Origin of the sequence: Promicromonospora umidemergens, assembly GCF_024171995.1 — a bacterium.
In the GTDB taxonomy this organism is placed as follows: domain Bacteria; phylum Actinomycetota; class Actinomycetes; order Actinomycetales; family Cellulomonadaceae; genus Promicromonospora; species Promicromonospora umidemergens.
On record NZ_JAMTCT010000017.1, the window covers coordinates 85,390 to 103,024 of the forward strand.

The 17,635-nt window shown below is 68.2% G+C and carries 21 protein-coding genes and 1 pseudogene; 14 read left to right on the top strand and 8 right to left on the bottom strand.

The window, feature by feature from the left end; all coding sequences use genetic code 11:
• The first annotated feature begins 99 nt into the window (after positions 1-99).
• Complete coding sequence (gene uriT, locus APR04_RS22305) at positions 100-1,545, top strand: uridine transporter UriT (protein ID WP_253874423.1); 1,446 nt, start codon at positions 100-102, stop codon at positions 1,543-1,545.
• Positions 1,542-2,489 carry a ribokinase gene (locus APR04_RS22310; RefSeq protein WP_253874424.1) on the top strand — a complete coding sequence of 316 codons (948 nt, stop codon included), beginning with the start codon at positions 1,542-1,544 and terminating at the stop codon, positions 2,487-2,489. The genes uriT and APR04_RS22310 overlap by 4 nt, the downstream gene beginning before the upstream one ends.
• A 34-nt stretch (positions 2,490-2,523) precedes the next feature.
• On the opposite strand, the gene APR04_RS31130 is transcribed toward APR04_RS22310, so the two are convergent.
• A complete protein-coding gene (locus APR04_RS31130; protein ID WP_253874429.1) occupies positions 2,524-3,474 on the bottom strand; it encodes an AraC family transcriptional regulator in 951 nt (316 codons plus the stop codon).
• Positions 3,475-3,593: 119 nt separating this feature from the next.
• Between APR04_RS31130 and APR04_RS22320 the strand changes: the two are divergent.
• A pseudogene (locus APR04_RS22320) lies at positions 3,594-3,678 on the top strand (short-chain dehydrogenase); the annotation flags it as partial.
• A 30-nt stretch (positions 3,679-3,708) separates the two neighbouring features.
• Entirely contained in the window at positions 3,709-4,029 is a 321-nt protein-coding gene (locus APR04_RS22325; RefSeq protein ID WP_253874431.1) for an SDR family oxidoreductase, read from the top strand.
• A gap of 37 nt (positions 4,030-4,066) precedes the next feature.
• On the opposite strand, the gene APR04_RS22330 is transcribed toward APR04_RS22325, so the two are convergent.
• The 4 genes from APR04_RS22330 to APR04_RS22345 form a co-directional block, all read right to left on the bottom strand.
• Positions 4,067-4,576 (bottom strand): small multidrug efflux protein, encoded by a 510-nt coding sequence (locus APR04_RS22330; RefSeq protein ID WP_253874433.1) that lies wholly within the window; start codon positions 4,574-4,576, stop codon positions 4,067-4,069.
• Positions 4,577-4,757: 181 nt separating this feature from the next.
• Complete coding sequence (locus APR04_RS22335; RefSeq protein ID WP_253874435.1) at positions 4,758-5,249, bottom strand: SRPBCC family protein; 492 nt, start codon at positions 5,247-5,249, stop codon at positions 4,758-4,760.
• Complete coding sequence (locus APR04_RS22340; RefSeq protein WP_253874443.1) at positions 5,246-5,896, bottom strand: SRPBCC family protein; 651 nt, start codon at positions 5,894-5,896, stop codon at positions 5,246-5,248. Before APR04_RS22340 ends, APR04_RS22335 begins: the two co-directional genes overlap by 4 nt.
• Before the next feature lies 1 nt (position 5,897).
• Entirely contained in the window at positions 5,898-6,266 is a 369-nt protein-coding gene (locus APR04_RS22345) for an ArsR/SmtB family transcription factor (RefSeq protein ID WP_253874454.1), read from the bottom strand.
• Positions 6,267-6,613: 347 nt separating this feature from the next.
• Here APR04_RS22345 and APR04_RS22350 point away from each other — a divergent pair, with 347 nt between their 5' ends.
• The 3 genes from APR04_RS22350 to APR04_RS22360 all read left to right on the top strand — a co-directional run bounded on the left by APR04_RS22350 (position 6,614) and on the right by APR04_RS22360 (position 8,751).
• Positions 6,614-7,405 carry a MerR family transcriptional regulator gene (locus APR04_RS22350; RefSeq protein ID WP_253874456.1) on the top strand — a complete coding sequence of 264 codons (792 nt, stop codon included), beginning with the start codon at positions 6,614-6,616 and terminating at the stop codon, positions 7,403-7,405.
• Positions 7,402-8,154: a GOLPH3/VPS74 family protein gene (locus APR04_RS22355; RefSeq protein ID WP_253874458.1), complete on the top strand. Its 753-nt coding sequence runs from the start codon at positions 7,402-7,404 to the stop codon at positions 8,152-8,154. The genes APR04_RS22350 and APR04_RS22355 overlap by 4 nt, the downstream gene beginning before the upstream one ends.
• Before the next feature lie 192 nt (positions 8,155-8,346).
• A complete protein-coding gene (locus tag APR04_RS22360; RefSeq protein WP_253874460.1) occupies positions 8,347-8,751 on the top strand; it encodes a nuclear transport factor 2 family protein in 405 nt (134 codons plus the stop codon).
• Positions 8,752-8,884: 133 nt separating this feature from the next.
• Here APR04_RS22360 and pdxR read toward each other — a convergent pair whose 3' ends face one another.
• The gene (gene pdxR, locus APR04_RS22365) at positions 8,885-10,336 is read right to left on the bottom strand and encodes a MocR-like pyridoxine biosynthesis transcription factor PdxR (protein ID WP_253874462.1); all 1,452 of its coding nucleotides are present in this window, start codon (positions 10,334-10,336) and stop codon (positions 8,885-8,887) included.
• A gap of 84 nt (positions 10,337-10,420) precedes the next feature.
• Between pdxR and APR04_RS22370 the strand changes: the two genes are divergently transcribed.
• Together APR04_RS22370 and APR04_RS22375 are read left to right on the top strand one after the other, a co-directional pair.
• Complete coding sequence (locus APR04_RS22370) at positions 10,421-11,260, top strand: DMT family transporter (protein WP_253874464.1); 840 nt, start codon at positions 10,421-10,423, stop codon at positions 11,258-11,260.
• A gap of 119 nt (positions 11,261-11,379) precedes the next feature.
• Positions 11,380-12,231, top strand: coding sequence for an MBL fold metallo-hydrolase (locus APR04_RS22375; RefSeq protein WP_253874466.1), 852 nt, complete (start codon positions 11,380-11,382; stop codon positions 12,229-12,231).
• Positions 12,232-12,668: 437 nt separating this feature from the next.
• On the opposite strand, the gene APR04_RS22380 is transcribed toward APR04_RS22375, so the two are convergent.
• The gene (locus tag APR04_RS22380) at positions 12,669-13,259 is read right to left on the bottom strand and encodes a helix-turn-helix domain-containing protein (protein WP_253874468.1); all 591 of its coding nucleotides are present in this window, start codon (positions 13,257-13,259) and stop codon (positions 12,669-12,671) included.
• Positions 13,260-13,369: 110 nt separating this feature from the next.
• Between APR04_RS22380 and APR04_RS22385 the strand changes: the two genes are divergently transcribed.
• A complete protein-coding gene (locus tag APR04_RS22385) occupies positions 13,370-14,608 on the top strand; it encodes a DUF1684 domain-containing protein (protein ID WP_253874470.1) in 1,239 nt (412 codons plus the stop codon).
• Positions 14,609-14,707: 99 nt separating this feature from the next.
• Here the strand turns inward: APR04_RS22385 and APR04_RS22390 are convergent, their stop codons facing one another.
• Entirely contained in the window at positions 14,708-15,580 is an 873-nt protein-coding gene (locus tag APR04_RS22390; protein ID WP_253874472.1) for a hypothetical protein, read from the bottom strand.
• Between the two features lie 293 nt (positions 15,581-15,873).
• Between APR04_RS22390 and APR04_RS22395 the strand changes: the two genes are divergently transcribed.
• The 4 genes from APR04_RS22395 to APR04_RS22405 all read left to right on the top strand — a co-directional run bounded on the left by APR04_RS22395 (position 15,874) and on the right by APR04_RS22405 (position 17,635).
• Entirely contained in the window at positions 15,874-16,590 is a 717-nt protein-coding gene (locus APR04_RS22395) for a haloacid dehalogenase type II (protein WP_253874481.1), read from the top strand.
• 15 nt (positions 16,591-16,605) lie between these two features.
• Positions 16,606-16,728, top strand: a complete 123-nt coding sequence (locus APR04_RS30695) for a hypothetical protein (RefSeq protein WP_301312844.1) — start codon at positions 16,606-16,608, stop codon at positions 16,726-16,728.
• 74 nt (positions 16,729-16,802) lie between these two features.
• The gene (locus APR04_RS22400) at positions 16,803-17,381 is read left to right on the top strand and encodes an RNA polymerase sigma factor (RefSeq protein WP_253874484.1); all 579 of its coding nucleotides are present in this window, start codon (positions 16,803-16,805) and stop codon (positions 17,379-17,381) included.
• A gap of 8 nt (positions 17,382-17,389) precedes the next feature.
• Entirely contained in the window at positions 17,390-17,635 is a 246-nt protein-coding gene (locus APR04_RS22405) for an anti-sigma factor family protein (protein ID WP_253874486.1), read from the top strand.

Genomic DNA, 17,635 nt, shown 5'->3' on the forward strand with positions numbered 1-17,635 from the left:
GAAGGCCCCTTGCTGGGTGCCGAGCACGAGTGTAACGTCTGCGTAATTGATTACGCAGATTGCTTGTCCGAACCGGCTGAACACAACGAAGTGGAAACCATGGAAACCCGCCCCACCCCCACCACGCCGCCCGTCGAGGCCGCTGCCGACGGAGGTCGTCGGACCGTCGTCACGTTGATGATCGCGCTGCTGTCGGCGTGTCTCGCGTTCCAGCTCAACGCGAGCATGCTGAGCCCGGCGCTCGTGACGATGGAGCGTGAGCTCCACGCGACCGGCGCACAGATCGCCGCGACCCAGACGGCGTTCTTCACGGCCGCGGCCCTGTTCACGCTCTTCCTCCCTCGGCTGGGGGACCTGGTGGGCCGGCGACGAGTTCTCGTCGGCATGCTCCTGGCGATGGCGGTCGGGTGCGTGATCGCCGCCCTCGCGACGAACGTCACGGTCCTCTTCCTCGGGAGGCTGCTCCAAGGCGCGTCCGGCCCCGTGGTCCCGCTGTGCCTGGTCATGCTGCGCGTGGTCGTCTCCGAACCCCGGACCTACGGCACGCTCATGGGAGTCGTCACGGCCGTGAACGGCGGCATCGCCGGTGTCGACGCCCTGCTCGGCGGCTACCTCGCGACGAATCACGGCTTCGCGTCGATCTTCTGGACGATGGCCGCCGTCGCGATCGTGTCGGCTCTCGTGGTGCGCTTCCTCGCACCGGAGTCGACCGCGTCCGACCGCCCGCGGATGGACTGGGCCGGTTCCCTGCTCCTGGTGGTGTCGGTCGGTGCGATGCTGGTCGCGGTCAACGAGCTCGGGAAGCTGGGCGCCGCGAACACCGTGCTCGTGGCGATCCTCGTCGTGGTCTCCGTCGCTTCCTTCGCGTGGTTCTGGCGTACCGAGTCGAAGGGCCGGCACCCGCTGGTCTCGATCCCTCAGCTGAAGGAGCGGGCCACCTGGGCGCTGGTCAGCACGTCGTTGCTCACGCTCTGCGGAATCTTCGCCATCATGAACGGGATCGTCCCTGCGCTCGCGCAGGACAGCGCACTGGGGCTGAGGATGAGCGCGGAGGAGGTCTCCTGGTGGGTCCTCATGCCGTACGCCCTCGCCGGACTCCTGATGGGCCCGATCAGTGGTCGGCTGGCCGCGACCCTGGGATACCGCACCATGCTGCAGATCGGGGTCGGCGGCACCATCGTCGGCCTCGTCCTGCTCGCCCTCAACGTGGGCTCCGAGTCGCGGGTGGTCCTCCTCGGCCTCTCGGTCGCCGTCGGCGTCACCTATGCGGGAATCGCGAACATCATGCTGAACGGGCTCGGGGTGACGTTGTCCCCCAAGGCGCGGCCGGGCTCGCTCCCGGGCCTCAACACCGGCGGGATCAACCTTGGTGCCGGGGTCAGCTTCGTGGTCATCTACGCCGTGCAGACGGCGTTCGCCTCGACGCCCGGCGGGCCGTCGGCAGGGTATGTCGCAAGCCTTCTCACCGGCGCGCTCATCCTCGTCGGTGCTCTGTTGATGTCTTTGCGCATACCCCGTCCCGTGGAAGCTGAGGTCCAGCGATGACGTCGCAGCCAGGTACGAGCATGATCGTCGTCGTCGGGTCCATGAATGCCGACCTCAGCGTCCGAGCCAGCCGGCTGCCGCTCCCGGGGGAGACAGTCATCGGCTCAGATATCGACGTCCGCCCTGGAGGCAAGTCCTCGAACCAGGCCGCAGCCGCCGCGAGGCTCGGCGCCACCGTGGCGATGGTCGGAGCCGTGGGCGACGACCAGTACGCGAAGATCCTGCTCGACTCCGCTGCTGCGGCCGGTGTCGGCATCTCGGACGTCGTCACGCTCCCCGGCGCCGCGACGGGCACGGCGATGATCGTCGTCGATGCCGCGGCCGAGAACACGATCGTCGTGTCGCCGGGCGCGAACGACCAGCTGCGTCCGGAAGACCTTCCCGAGCGCCTTGTCTCGGACGCCTCGGTACTCTGTCTGGCGCTCGAGACCCCGATCGAGACCGTGCTCCGCGCCGCGGAGATCGCCGAGGAGGCGGGAACCACCGTCGTCCTGAACCTCTCTCCGTACCGCGAGGTCCCGCCGGAGCTTCTGCGTGCGACGACCGTGCTGGTCGTCAACGAGCATGAGCTGGCGTGCCTGTCCGGAGCCTCGGAGGACGTGGTGGACGGAGAAGTCGCGCAGCGAGTCCTTGCGGCCATCGGGATCACGAACGCCGTCGTCACGCTCGGGGCTGACGGCGCTCTCGTGGTGACGCCCGGCGGCGTCACGCACCTCGCGGCCCCCCGGGTCGAGGCCGTCGACACCACGGGTAGTGGTGACGCTTTCACGGGGGCTCTGGCCACGGGGCTGGCCGAGGGAAGGTCGCTCACCGACGCCGCACGGCTCGGGAACGCCACGGGCGCCTACGCGGCGACCCGCGCGGGGGCGCAGACCTCTTACCCCAGCCGACGCGAGGCGGAGGAGCTGCTCAGGTCGGCGATGCAAGCGTCACGGCCCGCGTAGCGGGCGCCGATAGCGCCGGCCAGGTAGGTGAGGCTCACTGCTGAGCGGGAGATGCCAGCTCCGGCTTCCGCGCTTGGTTGCGGTACTTCGCGGGTGATGAGCCGACCACGCGGCGGAACGCGGTGCTGAACGCGCTCTCGGACTGGTAGCCCGTGGCTCGTGCGAGCTCGGAGATCGAGAGCGTGTCGCGGTCGAGGGCGTCGCGGGCGAGGTTCATGCGCCATTGGATCAGGTACTCCAGGGGCGGGACCCCGACCTGGTTCTTGAAGGACTGGGCGAACGCGGAACGCGACATGTGGCTGATCTCGGCGAGCTCCTTGAGGCTCCAGGAGTGGGCCACGTCCGCGTGCACGGCCCGCAGGGCGGTACCGATGCCGTCTTCGTTCAGGGCGCCGAGCCAGCCGGTGGGCCGGTCTGTCTGGCCGGCGTGAGCGCGCAGCATGTGCACGAGCAGGACCTGCGCGAGGTGGTTCTGCACCAGCGGGCCGCCGGCGGCGGCGACCCCGACCTCGGTCGCCAGGAGTGCGATCAGCTGCCCGAGTTCCATGCCACGAGGGTCAGCCGCGCGGACGATCACGAGCGGCGGCAGAAGATCGGTCAAGAGGGCCGCGTTGCTGTCGTCGAACGCGACGTGCCCGACGCAGAGGTAGAGGTCATCCCCGGACTCCTGGCCGATCCGCACGAACCCGTCGTCGGCTTCCGCCAACACCGGCTCCGCAGGTCGCGGGCTTGCGTCGAGTGTGCCGGCCAGCACGTAGGGCGGCGGGTTGCCCAGCATGAAGGTGTCACCTTCCTGCAGGAGCACCGGCTCGTGCCCTTCGAGGATCAACCAGCACGTGCCGCGCACGAGGCCGCCGATCCGCACGTGCAAGAACGTGTCGAAGCGCAACGCCCACTCGCCCACGGCCCGGAGGTTGGGCCCGACCACTGTGCGGGGCTTGAGCAGGCCGATCGCGTCAGCCACTGGATCCCGAAAGCCGAGCACCGACACCTCCTGGACGATATGTAAAGAACGGTGGACTCTGGATTATGGATCCTGCTCCGCTGCTCCCGCAGTATCGATGTTGTAAGGATCGGCGCCGAGAGAGCAACGGAGAGAGACACATGGGACAGCTTGAGGGCAAGACAGCGGTCGTGACCGGCGGTAGCACCGGGATCGGTCTGGCCACCGCCGTACGGCTGGCGGACGAGGGCGCGTACGTGTTCGTCACGGGGCGGCATGGAGGCGTTCGGCGCCTATTCCGCGTCGAAGGCGGCGGTCCGGTCGTTCGCACGGACGTGGTCCAACGAGCTCAAGGGCCGGGGCATCCGCGTCAACGTGGTCTCGCCGGCGTGGATCGAGACCCCCGGAGGCACCGCCTCCTTCGGCGACGAGGAGACCGCCCGAGCCATGAAGGACCACGTCGCCGCGACGGTACCCAAGGGTCGTATGGGGCAGCCTGAGGAGGCTGCCGCGGCGGTGGCGTTCCTGGCCTCGGAACAGAGCAGCTATGTCGTCGGCTCGAACCTCTACGTCGACGGCGGCGCGAACCAGATCTGAGAAGGCTGGTCGAGCGGATGCTCCGTGGGCTCCTGCGCTACACGCCGACGACGAACGTCAGCGCGGCCCACATCGATACTGTCGAAGCCGTCGTCCAGAGGGCGATCGCCACGCCCTGCCACAGCAGCACCCAGCCCCGCGGCGTTCCGCCGGCGACGAGTAGCGCGGACGTGAACTGGGTCGGAATCGCCAGCGGGCCGAGGATGCTCGCTCCAGGCACGCCGAACCGCACGAGCCACCTCTTGAACTTCCGCTGTCCCTTCGACTCGGGCTTGGCCGGGCCACGCGAACCCTTCCGATCCAGCACCGCGGTACGTGCCCGGGAGCTGAGGAACACCACGAACAGCACGCAGACGAAGTTGCCCGATGCGGCAGCTATGGCAGCGATGACTGGATTGAGCCCGCCGGCGACGCCGATCAGTGCCGCAACCTCCCCCTCGATGAACGGGACCGCGGCGGCGAGCATGATGACCAACGGTTGGAAGATCTCGGGCACCTGAGCCACAAGCTCGTGAAAACTCCGGACAAGGTCCTCGATGGCGGTCATTGAAGCGTCCCTCTCTACGGTCGGCTCGGTTCGCCGACATCACCCGTAGTAGAGGCTGTGTTCCTGGAACATGGTCAACCCTGGCTCACTTCGAGCGGCACCCGGTCGTGGCGAACGAGCATTCGTCCATTCGCTGCGCGATGCGCTTCCGCTCCTGTGCCCCGTCGCTGACTGCGACAGATCAGTTCGCCCCCTGGCGAACGTCCATCCCCTGTTCGGCAAAAGCCTTGAAGTCCTGCATGTGCTGCCGCGACTGCTTGCGGAACGAGCCAGGCTGGAGCAGCGCCACCAGCCGCATCAGTGGTCCGTCGAACCGGAACTCGCTCTCGCTCTCCCACAGCGTCTTGTTCGGACCGGCTTCGATGATCCGGTCGCGCTGAGCCTGCCACATGCCTTCGCCCACGATCTCGCGGTCGTAGTGCACGACGACCGAGCTCGGGATGGCGCGCAGCTCTGCAGGGTCCACGCGTGTGATGGTCTCGGTGGCCTCCATCCTCTGCTTCCCCATCTGAAACACGACTCGCGAGGTGGTCCCGAGCCGGCCGTGCACCCCGTTCACCGGCTCGTGCAACACCAGGCCCCGCAGCCACTTCGGCATCTGCGCCGGGTCGGCGATCAGCTGGGCCACCTTCTCGCGGGGCAGGCCGATCTCGATCGAGATGGTGTACTTCATCGCTCGTTGCCTCCGGGGGCGTAGAACGCGGTGGTGGCCTCGACCGCGGCCGCCACGTGATCCGGATCGCCGCCGCCGGCCAGGTGAGCTTCACCCCATGCCACGGCGCTACGCCTGGCAAACTCGCGGCCCGCGGGCGAGGTCGGGAACTCCTCGTGATCGGGGGCCTCGCCGTCGGCCAGGAACCGGGCCAGGGTGAGGAGACGCAGGTCCCAGCCCACACCACCGGCACCGGGGCCGTAGGTCGGGAACATAGGCTCCCCGACTGCCGCTGCATGGACGAGTTCGAGCTCGGTGCCCCCGGTGGGGCCCGGGGACAGGAGCACCTCGACCTCGCTCGTCCCCGGCCACTCGTTGCCCTCCGGCCCGAAGAGCCAGGACACCCGCAGCCGCCGCGGCGGGTCGCACCGGAGGATCTCGCCGTGCTCACCGCCGTCCAGCTCGAACGACCCGCCGGGCCGCAGGTTCCCGGTGACCGGCTTCAACCAGCGGCCCAGCCGCTCAGGGTCGGTGATGGCGTGCCACACGTCTTCGACCGGTGCGTCGTAGCGACGCCGCAACTCCATCGTGTACGCGTCGCCGGCGGGCAGGGTGGCTGTACCCATGGTCCGGCGCGCAGCGGCCAGCTCGTCCAGTACGTCCTTCATGTCATGCTCCTTTCGCCGGCGAATCGGCCTCGCCAACACTTGGGGCCCTGGATGCACGTCTTCCACGGGCCAGCTCCGTGTCCAGGGCATCGAGCCGCTGTTCCCAGAACCCGCGAAACCGGTCCAACCACTCGTCGACCTCGCTCAGCGATGTGGGGTCGATGGCGTAGAACCGGCGGGCTCCCTCGGCTCGGACCGACGCGAACCCGTTCTCACGCAGAACGCGCAGATGCTGCGAGACAGCCGGCTGGGACAGGGCGAACTCGGCCCGGATCACGTCCGTGATCGCGCCAGAGGTCTGCTCACCGTCGGCGAGCAGCTCCAGAATGCGCCGGCGCACCGGGTCGCCGAGGATGTCGAACGCGTGCACAGAACGATCGTAACAGGCGCGGCTTATATAAGTAAGCGCTGGTACTTCTGGTCGGCGACTGCGCGTGCCATCGAGCCGCCCGGAGGTCAGCGGGTACCCATTCACCGTTTGACCATGTGGCAGGAACAGAGGATGGACTTCTTCGTAACCGCCGGCCTCGTACCGACCGGTCACCGCAACTACGCGGGTAGTGGCGAAGAGGAGAACGAACGTGTCTGATAAGCCTCGGCCTCATCGCCATCGCGGTGGTCGTGTGGATCCGGACCCGGCGCACGGGGCCCGCGAAGACACCGGCTGCCGGAGCGGGGGTTCGTACTTGCGCTCCGTGAGCGCGGAGAGGATGGGATATGCCGTGGAGTACGCGCGAGCTAGCAGAGCTAGCGGGCACAACGGTGAACACGGTTCGTCATTATCACCGAGTCGGCCTGCTCGACGAACCTGAGCGTCGCTACAACGGATACAAGCTGTACGGGGTCGGGCACCTCGTGAGTCTCCTTCGGATTCGACGCCTCGCCGACCTGGGCGTGCCGCTCTCAAGGATTGGCGATGTCAACGCAGGAGCCGATCACACACCGGATGCTCTCCGTGACCTCGACGCCGAGCTCCAGGCGAGCATCGAACGCTTGACGAAGGCTCGGGGAGAGATCGCCGCGATCCTCCGTGAACAGTCTCCCGCGCACACGCCTGCCGGGTTCGCGTCCGTGGCATCGCGGCTGTCCGAAGCGGACAGCTCGATGATCCACATCTACACGCAGCTGTACGACGAGGAAGCGCTCGCCGATGTTCAGAAGATGGCTGAGGCCGACTCCGGCGATCTCAGCGCTGACATCGACCAGCTTCCAGCCGATGCGGACGAGAAGACACGGCGGGCGCTTGTTGAGAGGCTCGCGAGGACCCTTAGACAGAACTTCATCGACTATCCGTGGTTGACCGATCCTGCCGCGCACCTCTCCAAGAGCGGACTCGTCACGGCGGAGACGTTCGTGGAGGCGGTGGCGGAGCTGTACAACCCAGCTCAGCTGGATGTCCTCGTCCGCGCCAACGCGCTCGCACGTGAGCAGCTGCCCGGTGGACAGGCAGACCCGAACAATGCCGACGGTCTGACACAGACGAAGCACCAAGAAGGGATCGAGCAATGACTGAGCAACGACCCGCGCGTGCGGCTGCCTCGAACGACTCGAACGACTCTGCCGCGCTCCGGACCCCGACTCTGGCCGAGGACCTTCTCTTGCTTCTCTTCCAGCCGAGTTCTGGTCGCCAGGGGGGTGCGGGAAACATCGCCGGCGAGGCCACGCTCTACTGGGTTCTCGCTGGCGCAGTGCTCGCAGACCTTGGGCTCGGCGGCCACGTTCGAACCGGCGCCACGCGGATCGGCACGATGACCGTGGGGGCCGTCGCCGACAACCCCCCATCCGACCAGCTGCTTCGTTCGAGCTGGGAGTATGTCGCCCGCAAGTCGCGAAGCGTGCAGACGGTCCTCGCTGCGACGGGACCCGCCTTGCGCGAACCGTTGCTGGACCGACTCGTCGAACGCGGAGACCTTCGCCGCCGCACACAGAAGGCGCTCGGCCTGTTTCAGACCTCAGTGCTCCAGGAGGGGGACACCGGGCGCCGTGACGTCCTGCTAGCTGAGGTCCGCGCGGTGCTCGTCGACGGCGTGGAACCCACGGAACGCACCGCGGCGCTCGCAGCGCTCCTTTATGGCAGTGGAACACTGCCTCAGTTCGACCGCGATATCCCATGGACCTCTCCCGTCATCGCCCGCGCCGAAGAACTCAAGGACGGCAGCTGGGGAGCGGACGCTGCGGCAAAGGCCGTGGCGCGCACCGTCACCGCGACCATCGTGAACAACGTCATCATCGCCGCGGCTGTCCTACCTCGCGGATAGCGCGGCGAGGTCTACGTCTCGCGTCGACCTGGCGCACCTCGGCACTCGGGTGGGTGCGCAAGGAGCGAACCGCCCGCGTGGTCGGGAAAGCATGAGGCGCCGGGCGATCCCCGGTCGGACCGCCGTACACACACGCGTCTGCCGTGAGCGAATGTCCTGGTGTGGGGCATGTCCGCTCGGCACGCTGTGTCCATGATGATCGCCGACCACGCTGACAGCCTCCGTCAAGCCGAGAGGCGCCTGCAGGCCGCCCAGCTCGCGTCCGACGTCGACGCCCTGGATGGCCTGATCGAGGACATGGCTCTGTTCACCGGGCCGGACGGGAGCGTCCTGTCCAAGCGGGACGACCTGCATGCGCACGCATCTGGCTATCAGGTGATGAGTCGCGTCGAGGAAGAGGACCTCAGAGTGCTGGTGGCTGCCCGCACCGGGGTCACCTGGTTCCTCGGCACTCTCGAGGGCACCTTCGGCGGTGAGCGTCTGGCAGCCCGGATGCGCTACACCCGGACCTGGACACACGACGACCGAGCAGGGTGGAAGATCGTCGCAGCGCATGCCACGATCGTCGCCGACGGCGACGCCCCGGCCGAGGAGTAGTCCACCACCCGGTCGGGCCTCGCAGGGATGGCGGCCAAGGCCTATCAGGGGCGGTCAAGCAGACCGCTCAGGCCGTGCAGCTCGTCACCAAGCACCTCGGTACCGAAATCTCCGAGCGGGTCGCGATCCTGACTCAGCCGGTTGTCGGCTGATGCACGGCTCGGGCGATGGTGCGGATGCCGTGCCTGATCTGGTCCTGGCTGACGTTTCCGAATCCGAGCACGAGGGCGGGCGGTAGCGTATCCGGCTCGGCTGTCGTGTTCCCGGCCACGACCCGATAGTGACCGAGTCCGTTGACCCGGACGCCCATGGTCGCCGCGGTGGACACGACGGCGCCCTCGGATGTGCCGGCAGGAAGCCGAAGCAGGGCGTGGCAGCCCGCGGCCAGGCCGCGTAGCTGACCCGGCCCGAACGCGAGCTCGGCCTCGGCTGCCAGAGCGTCCCGGCGCGCCCGGTAGGTTCCGCGCACGCGGCGCAGGTGCCGGTCGAATCGGCCTGTCTCCATGAGAAGCGCCAGCGCCTCCTGGTCCAGCCCGGGGGCTCCGCGACTGCTGAGCCGCTTCTCCTTGACGATCCCCGACACGAACCGCCGCGGCGCAAGCACCCAGCCCAGCCGGATGGCGGGTACGAGTGTCTTGCTGACCGATCCCAGAGCGATCACCCGACCCGGGTTCAGGCCTTGGAGAGAGCCGACCGGTTGACGGTCGTAGCGGAACTCGGCGTCGTAGTCGTCCTCGAGGACCACTCCGTCGACGTCGTCCGCCCAGGCGCTCAGATCGCGCCGCCGTGCAGGCGCGAGTGCAACACCGGTCGGGCATTGGTGGGCCGGCGTCACCAGGACAGCTCGTGCTCCGCTCGCGCGCAGGCGGTCCACGTCGATGCCGTGGTCGTCGACCGCGACCGGCACCGCGTCAAGGCCCGCACGCCGGGCGATGACGTCATGTTCGCGCGGGCCAGGATCCTCGAGCGCGATGCGCCGGATGCCATGCTGTGCCAGCGTCGCCAGGGCGAATGCCAGTCCCTGACGGAAACCGGAGACGACGATCGCGTCCTCGGCGACCGCGCAGCCCGAGCGGACGCGGCGATGGTAGGCAGTGATGACCTCCCGCAGGTGCATCGAACCGGCCGGGTCCTCGTCACCCAGCTCCGCGGTCGGAAGCGTCCGCGTCGCCTCCGACACCGCCCAGCTCCAGTCCGTCAGCGGCGCCGAGCCGAGGTCCGGGATGCCGTACTCGAAGTCGACGTCGACCGACCGGCGCGGGGGCGAGGCCGACGCTGCGCGGGTGTCGGGCGTCTGCCGGCTCGGTCCGCCGGTCGGCATCGCGGCGACTCGCGTCCCGGCGCCTACTGACGCCTCCAGGTACCCCTCGGCCACCAGCTGCTCGTAGACGTCGACCACCGTGCCGCGCGAGACGGCGAGGAGCTCCGCAAGGCGTCGTGTCGAGGGCAGCCGTTCACCGGCGGCAAGCCGTCGATCACGGATCGCCGTCCGCAGCTGGTCCTGGATCTGTACTCCGAGCGGGGCTCCGCCGCTCTCCAGCATCACCAGAAGGTCCGGGCCCCCGCGCGCCCACTCCACCGTCACGCGATCAGCGTACCTAAATGGTCCACTCATCAGGTCACCGAGTGGCTCTACGCGCTGGACCGCTCGCATCCTAGGTTCGATGTTGTGAACCTCGGAATCCTCCTGGCACTCTCGTCCGCCATCGCATATGGCGCCGCGGACTTCATCGGCGGCGTGGGCGCGCGCCGGCACTCCTCGTGGCGGATCGTTCTCGTGGGGCAGGCAGCCGGCGCGGTCGTCATGCTGAGTGCCGGCCTGGCGCTGCCCGGCAGCCCGGTTCCGGCGGATTTCGCCTGGGCGCTTCTGGCCGGGGTCGGGTCGGCGACCGGCAGCATCTTCCTGTTCCGCGGACTCGCACGCGGCCGGATGGGCCTCGTCGCGCCGATCTCGGCGGTCGGAGCCGCCGCCCTGCCAGTGCTGGCGGGGGTGGCATTCGGTGACCGCCCCAGCTGGCTGGCGTGGGTCGGCATGCTCGGGGCCCTGCCGGGGATCTGGCTGGTCTCGCGCGAGACCACACTGGATCGGCCGACCCGCGGGCGCGGCGCGCTCGTCGACGGCGCGGTCGCCGGAGTGGGCTTCGGCATCCTCTTCATCGCACTTGCTCAGATCTCGGACGACGCCGGCCTCCTGCCGCTCGCCGCCAACCAGCTCATCGGCGCGATCCTGACGGTGGTGGCCGCCGCAAGCCTTCGACAGCCCTGGCGTCCCCGCCGCGGTGTGCTCGGATGGGGCATCGCGTCCGGTGTGCTCGGCGCCTTTGGCACCCTCGCGTTCATGGTCGCCACCGGTGCGACCAGCCTCGGGATCGCAGGGGTCCTTGCCTCCCTCTACCCCGCCGTCACCGTGCTGCTCGCGGCCGGCGTGCTCAAAGAGCGGATCGGCTCTGGACAGCGCCTCGGGATCGGGATCTGCACCCTCGCCGTCGCCACCCTTGCACTCGGCTGAACCGACGACACGACACCAGGAGGAACGAATGAGCGCCGAAGTCAATGTCTGCTACCGACCCGGGAGGGCATCATGAACACCGTCAAGCCCGTCGCAAGCCACGCGCGAAAGGAGAGCCCATGTTGACGCAGGTCGCGGAGGGTGTGCTGGTCCACCAGAGCGAGCTACTCCTGAACAACACCGTCGTCGTGCGGGGCTCGGCCGGCGTGCTGCTCATCGACGCCGGGATCACCGGCGAGGAGATGGCATGCCTCGCGAGCGACCTTCGGGAGCTGGGCCAGCCTGTCGTGGCGGGCTTCTCGACGCATCCGGACTGGGATCACGTGCTCTGGGATGCCGCGCTCGGCGACGCGCCCCGGTACGGCACAGCCCGCTGTGCAGCCATCATGCGAGACCTGCGGTCGAACGGGGACTGGAAGGCCCGCGCTGCCGAAGGGCTGCCGCCGGAGATAGCCGAGGACACGCCACTGGACCTCTTCGGCCTGATCACGGGCCTGCCCGCCGGAACCTCGCAGATCCCGTGGGATGGCCCCGAGGTTCGAATCATCGAGCACCCGGCGCATTCCCCGGGCCATGCGGCGTTGGTGATCGTGGAGCGCGGCGTTCTCATCGCCGGCGACATGCTCTCCGACGTCTTCGTTCCGATGCTCGATGAATTCACCAGCACAAATGACCCGGTCGAGGAGTACCTGGTCGGACTGCGGATGCTCGAGGGCGTGGCGGACGAGGCGGATGTTGTCATTCCGGGTCACGGCTCCATCGGCGGGGCGGGCCAGGTGCGCGCACGGATCGAGCTGGATCGCGCGTACGTGGACGCCTTGCGCGACAGCCGTGATCCCAGCGACCCGCGCATCGGCCCCGCGGCCAAGCCTGGCTGGGAATGGGTGAGCGACATCCACGCCGGCCAAGCCCAGAGCGTCGCTCAGAGAAGCAAGCGCGACGGACTCCCGGCTAAGAGATCGCGCGGGTAGGGCGAGGGGTGGTGTGGCTGAGAGGTCCCAAGAACTATTGGACAGTTGATTCCGATGATTCTTACGCAGCGATATTCGCCGTGTGCCAGGCTTCTTTGAATTCATTCGATGTTCGGTAACCGAGCGTGGAGTTCCGTGCGCCGATCCTCGGATGACGACGAACGGCTAGAACAGCGGTGACATGGTTTTGGGCAAAGTTCCTTCTATCGAGAACGGCAAGGCGCGGTGCCGGCTACTTCTATATCGGCAATCAATGGTATGTCGTCGAGGGTCGTTGTGGAGAACCCTGGGTGCTGAATGAAGCATTCCTTCGTGACCGGATCGGGACGGCTCCTTGTAGCTGTCGCGACGCGCCGCGTGGGAGAACACCGAACTTGTTCGCCACTTCGGCAAACGTCACAGAATGACGGCTGTGGTTGCCCGGCTGGAGAGCTCGTTCATTTCCGGGAGGTGGTGCGGGCGCGGATGTGTGCGCGTTCGCCTTGTCGTCCGATGAGGCAGAGGTATTCCACGGGCTGGGTGGTTGCGGCGCCGAACCAGTGTGGTGTGCGGGTGTCGAACTCGGCGGCTTCACCGGGCGAGAGGACCATGTCGTGTTCACCGAGCACGAGCCGTAGTTTTCCGTTGAGGACGTAGGCCCATTCGTACCCCTCGTGGGTCTTGGGGGCGGGCTGATCCGAGGGGCGGCCTCCGGGAACGATGAACTTGTAGGCCTGGACACCCCCGGGGCGCCGGGTCAACGGCAGGACGGTCTGCCCTCCCTTGCAGTGGATGGGGCGTAGGTGAATACGTGGGTCACCGGTGGCTGGGGCGTCAACCAGCTCGTCGAGCGTGACGCCGTGGGCTCTGGCCAGAGGTAGCAGCTGTTCCAGGGTCGGTCGCCGGGAGCCGGACTCCAGTCGGGACAGCGTGCTGACGGAGATGCCGGTAGCGGCCGACAGCTCGGCGAGCGTGATCTCACGTTCGTGGCGGAGCCTGCGCAGCCGGGGTCCGACGGCGTCGAGGCCCTCGCCTTTCTCGTCGTTCATGGCTGCGAGTTTGCCAGAACAGCAACAATGTTTGCGCATTTCCGCGCGGTCCTCACAGGGTGGCACCTGAAGGGCGCTCGTTCCGGGCGTCAACAGGAACAGGAGGATCTATGTCCACTGAGGACTCTGGCGACCTGGGTGTACCGGGGGAGTACGCGACCTGGCGGAAGAACCGTTGGGAGGAGATCGCCGGCCCGGGCGGCAAGGCGGGCACCGTCCAGCTGGCCATGCTCTCGCATCCCGAACCAAGGCTGCAGGGCCTGCCCGGTCGATGGGAGGTGAGTGCCTCGGGGGTCTTGACCCTCACCGCCACCGCTGCGGACGGAGTGTCGATCGGCGGGCGACCGGTGACCGGTGCGGTGGAAGTGACATCCGGCAGCCAGGTGGAGCTTGCTGACGGGCGGGTGTGTTTCGTCCAGGGACGGGGCGGAACCTACGGCATGGTCGTCTGGGACCCTGCCGCACCGGTTCTCACGAGGCTGCGCGATATCGCGAGCTATCCCTACGATCCGAGCTGGGTCGTCGACGCCGAGTACCGGGCGGTGCCCGGTCGTACGGTCGAGGTGGGACGACTGACCAGCCCGCGGAGCAAGGAGACCGTGTCTGCCCCGGGCGACCTGGTCGTCGAGCTCGGCGGCCAGGAGCACACCCTGGTGGTGCTGGAGTCCGTCCCCGGCCTGCGTCTGGCGGTATTCACCGATCCAAGCAGCGGCACCGACACACCCGAGATCGGTCGGTGGTTGACGCTCCCGCCGGACGGGGGCAGCACCCTCCGGGTCGACTTCAACCAGGTGATCCTGCCGCACCATGTGTTCTCCACGGCGTTCCCGTGCCCGATCCCGCTTGAAGCGAACCATCTTCCGGTCGTCGTCGACGCCGGGGAACGTGCACTCGTCCTCGACGAGAACAGCAGGAGCACTGTGACCGAGCCCGACAAGAAAGGACAGGACGGAATCATGGGACCGGAACTGACCGAGAAGGCGGTCCAGTACCTGCGGCATCTGGAGAAGTTCGACTTCGCGAGCATGCGAGCGATGTGCACGGACACGGCCACCGTGTGGCACAACGACGGCAAGGGCGAGCAGACGATCGAGGAGAACCTCGAGCAGCTCGAGCAGATGTCGAGCGGCGGGGGTGTCGTTGCCTTGCGGTACGAGATCACCCGTCAGTTCCAGAAGCCCGACGAGGTGCTCCAGCAGCACGTGCTGCACATCAACATGCCCGACGGGTCCGGCACCGAGCTGCCCGTGGCGATGTACTTCGGTTTCAAGGGCGGTCTCATCGACCGCATCGAGGAGTACGCGAACATGACGTCGCCCAACGAAGGCACTGTGAGCGACGACAGCTGATCCAGTGCTGCGGGATCTCCGGCACCTGGGCGCGACCGGCGCCCAGGTGCCGATGACAATCTTGGTCTGCCGAGAAGCGTTCAGAGACGCCGGTGACCTCTAACCCACCCGGTGCTGGAAGAGTTGGCACACTCCGCACGCCCGCTGGGCGAACTCGTCGACCGTGACCGGTTCCAGCGACGCGACGAACTCCTCCTGCGGCACCCCGAGCAGGTCGGAGCCCTCGACCGTCACATAGGCCCCGTGCACCAAAGGCTCACCCTCGAAGAAGGGACTGCCGGGCGGATCGAGAATGACGAGGACCTCCTGGTCCCGGTCGTAACCCGGCCGTAGCGCGATCTGCGCGGAGCCCTCGGAGCAGTCGATCTCGCGAGGCACCCAGGGTGAGTCTTGCTGTGGTGCGAGGAGCGTGATCTCTGGACAGGCGGCTGCCTGGGCCCGGACGTCGGCGTGATGCAGGACGCCGATGACAGCTCGGTCGGCCACCGTCGTCAGACCCAGGAGCAGCACCGCAGCTCCGGTGGCGAGCCACCGTGACCGGCGGGCCAGACCTGGCGCGGTCAGCAGGCCGACGATGGCGGGTGCCGCCAGCGCCGTCACGATCGTCGGTACGGCCCGGTCCGATCCGGGCCAGGCTCCGGCCCCGGCGAACCACACGCCGGCGATCGCCAGCGGGACCACGGTGAGGGCGTGGACCCATCCGAGACGCAGCCGTCGGGCAATGACGATGTGCAGGACGAATGACAGGGCCAGAGCTACGAGGAGTCCGAGAAACCAGGCAACCAGGATTCCCCACCCCTCACCGGAGCCGGAGTCGTCGATGACGGCGAGCACTCCGAGGAAGGCCCCGTAGACAAGGCCGGGGATGCCGACGGAGATGCCGAACGCGCGATACGCGTCGAGGAGATGGCGGCCCAGCGTCCGAGTTCCGCCACCGGCCGGATCCTGAGCCTTCACGTCGCTGGTGACCATGCCCCGAATTCTTGCGCAGAGATTCGTCTCCGTCGCGGAAATGTTCGCATTGAACCGCCGCAGCGGGCGCGGATCGTGCTCCTGGCAGATGAGGCCGCTCGAACACGGCTACGGCCGAGCCGAGCCAGCAAACGGCGGCCGTACGTCGTCAGGCAGCGGACCTCGAGAAGGAGATCGCCGACCTCGTGGTGCGGCGATGGCGGAGCAGCGTCGGCGAGGTGGTGGCATCGTGTTGTGGACGCGGAAGATTCCGGCGCCGCGGTTCCAGGACGGGCGGGTAGGAGGAGCAGACGTTGAACGTCGCGATCCCCAGCGTTGACCATCCGGTGAGCCCAGAAGGCCCGCGCAGGCCGCGGCTCCTGGTCTTCGACGTCAACGAGACCTTGTCGGACATGGAGCCGATCGCCGGGAGGTTCGAGGCGGTCGGCGCCCCGGCGCATCTGGCCAAAGCCTGGTTCGCGGGTCTGCTGCGTGACGGGTTCGCGCTCACGGTCGCCCAGGAGAACCCTTCCTTTGCGCAGCTGGGCGCCGAGGGACTCCGGTCGGCTCTGGCGGGGATGCCGTTGAACCGCCCGGTGGAGGAGGCCGTGGACCACATCATGGCCGGGTTCTCGAGGCTGACAGTTCATCCGGACGTACCCGGTGGTGTGCGGGCGCTGGCAGAGCTGGGCATCCGGCTGGTCACTCTGAGCAACGGGTCGGAGTCGGTCGCGCAGCGGCTGTTGTCCGATGCGGGGGTGGGCGATGCCTTCGAGGATTTCCTGTCCGTGGAGCAGGCCGGCATCTGGAAACCGGCGCCCGGTGCCTATGCGTTCGCGCTGGAATCCTGCGGGGTGGACCCGATGGACGCGATGCTGGTGGCTGCTCATGCCTGGGACACCGACGGAGCGCACCGAGCCGGCTTGGCCGCCGCCTGGATCAACCGGACCGGCGGACGCTACCCGGAGTACTTCCGGCCGCCGGACCTGGAGGCTATCTCGCTGCTCCACCTGGCGGAACAGCTCCGCTAGCCCCAGGCCGAGCCGGTGTCCAGCGAAACCAGGACGACCGACCTCGCGTGCCGCGTCTACCGCGTGGACGGGCGCCTCGCGCCGTACCCCTCGTTGGCGCAGGTCCGCGAGCGGCTCACGAACCGGTCCACCGGCTGACCCGCGTAGGTTGGGAAGATGCTGATCGGAATGCCTGCTGACACCGGCTGCCGCGCCGTCCTCGTCGAGCAGCGGTGAACCGGGCCGGGAACGCTGCCCTGCCCGACGCCGTCCCGGACGGGCCACTGTCACCGTTCGACACGTACGTGGTGCCGGAGATACCGGTGCTCTACCGCGTCGGCCTCGCGCTGACGCACCAGCACGCCGACGCCGAGGACCTGGTCCAGGAGACCTTGATCCGTGCCTTCCGTGCGATCCACCGGTTCGATGGGGCTCATCCGCGGGCCTGGTTGCTGACGATCATGCGGCACACGCACCTCAACCGGCTCCGGGTCCGTAGTGCCGTGCTCCTCGCCGACGGTGACGGTGTGGGCGACGGCCTGGACCGGGTCGGCCCGCCGGTACCGGCGGCGGAGGACGTCGTGGTCAGTGGTCTCTTCGAAGCGGCCACGGAGAAGTCGCTGGCGGCACTGTCGGACAAGCACCGGCGGGTCGTGCAGCTCGTCGACCTCGGGGGACTGTCTTACCAGGAGGCTGCGGACGAGCTCGGAGTTCCGCGTGGGACGGTGATGAGCCGGCTGCACCGGGCTCGCGCGCGCATCCGGGCGGACCTCGCCACAGCGGGGCTGGCGCCCCGTAGGAAGGGGATGTGATGATCCGGATGTCGCTTCTTGAGTGCTATCACGTGGCCAAGACGCTGCAGAGCTACCTCGATGGTGAGGCGGAGCCGGCCACGTCCGGCGTGGTCGCCGCACACCTCGAGACGTGCCGCCGCTGTGGCCTGGAGGCGGAGACGTACCTGGCGATCAAGGCGGCCCTCGCGGCAGGCAGCCAGGATCCGCCACCTGTCGACCCGGACGCCGTCGCCCGCCTCAAGCGATTCGCCGACGGGCTCTCGGCTTCGTAG

What these genes read in the sequence shown, in the direction of transcription:
- APR04_RS22330 (WP_253874433.1), bottom strand. Translation starts at nt 4,576, where the DNA reads ATGACCGCCATCGAGGACCTTGTCCGGAGTTTTCACGAGCTTGTGGCT.
- APR04_RS22310 (WP_253874424.1), top strand. Translation starts at nt 1,542, where the DNA reads ATGACGTCGCAGCCAGGTACGAGCATGATCGTCGTCGTCGGGTCCATG.
- APR04_RS22350 (WP_253874456.1), top strand. Translation starts at nt 6,614, where the DNA reads ATGCCGTGGAGTACGCGCGAGCTAGCAGAGCTAGCGGGCACAACGGTG.
- APR04_RS22335 (WP_253874435.1), bottom strand. Translation starts at nt 5,249, where the DNA reads ATGAAGTACACCATCTCGATCGAGATCGGCCTGCCCCGCGAGAAGGTG.
- APR04_RS22355 (WP_253874458.1), top strand. Translation starts at nt 7,402, where the DNA reads ATGACTGAGCAACGACCCGCGCGTGCGGCTGCCTCGAACGACTCGAAC.
- APR04_RS22325 (WP_253874431.1), top strand. Translation starts at nt 3,709, where the DNA reads ATGGAGGCGTTCGGCGCCTATTCCGCGTCGAAGGCGGCGGTCCGGTCG.
- APR04_RS22375 (WP_253874466.1), top strand. Translation starts at nt 11,380, where the DNA reads ATGTTGACGCAGGTCGCGGAGGGTGTGCTGGTCCACCAGAGCGAGCTA.
- APR04_RS22380 (WP_253874468.1), bottom strand. Translation starts at nt 13,259, where the DNA reads ATGAACGACGAGAAAGGCGAGGGCCTCGACGCCGTCGGACCCCGGCTG.
- APR04_RS22360 (WP_253874460.1), top strand. Translation starts at nt 8,347, where the DNA reads ATGATGATCGCCGACCACGCTGACAGCCTCCGTCAAGCCGAGAGGCGC.
- uriT (WP_253874423.1), top strand. Translation starts at nt 100, where the DNA reads ATGGAAACCCGCCCCACCCCCACCACGCCGCCCGTCGAGGCCGCTGCC.
- APR04_RS22405 (WP_253874486.1), top strand. Translation starts at nt 17,390, where the DNA reads ATGTCGCTTCTTGAGTGCTATCACGTGGCCAAGACGCTGCAGAGCTAC.
- APR04_RS22390 (WP_253874472.1), bottom strand. Translation starts at nt 15,580, where the DNA reads ATGGTCACCAGCGACGTGAAGGCTCAGGATCCGGCCGGTGGCGGAACT.
- APR04_RS22385 (WP_253874470.1), top strand. Translation starts at nt 13,370, where the DNA reads ATGTCCACTGAGGACTCTGGCGACCTGGGTGTACCGGGGGAGTACGCG.
- APR04_RS22340 (WP_253874443.1), bottom strand. Translation starts at nt 5,896, where the DNA reads ATGAAGGACGTACTGGACGAGCTGGCCGCTGCGCGCCGGACCATGGGT.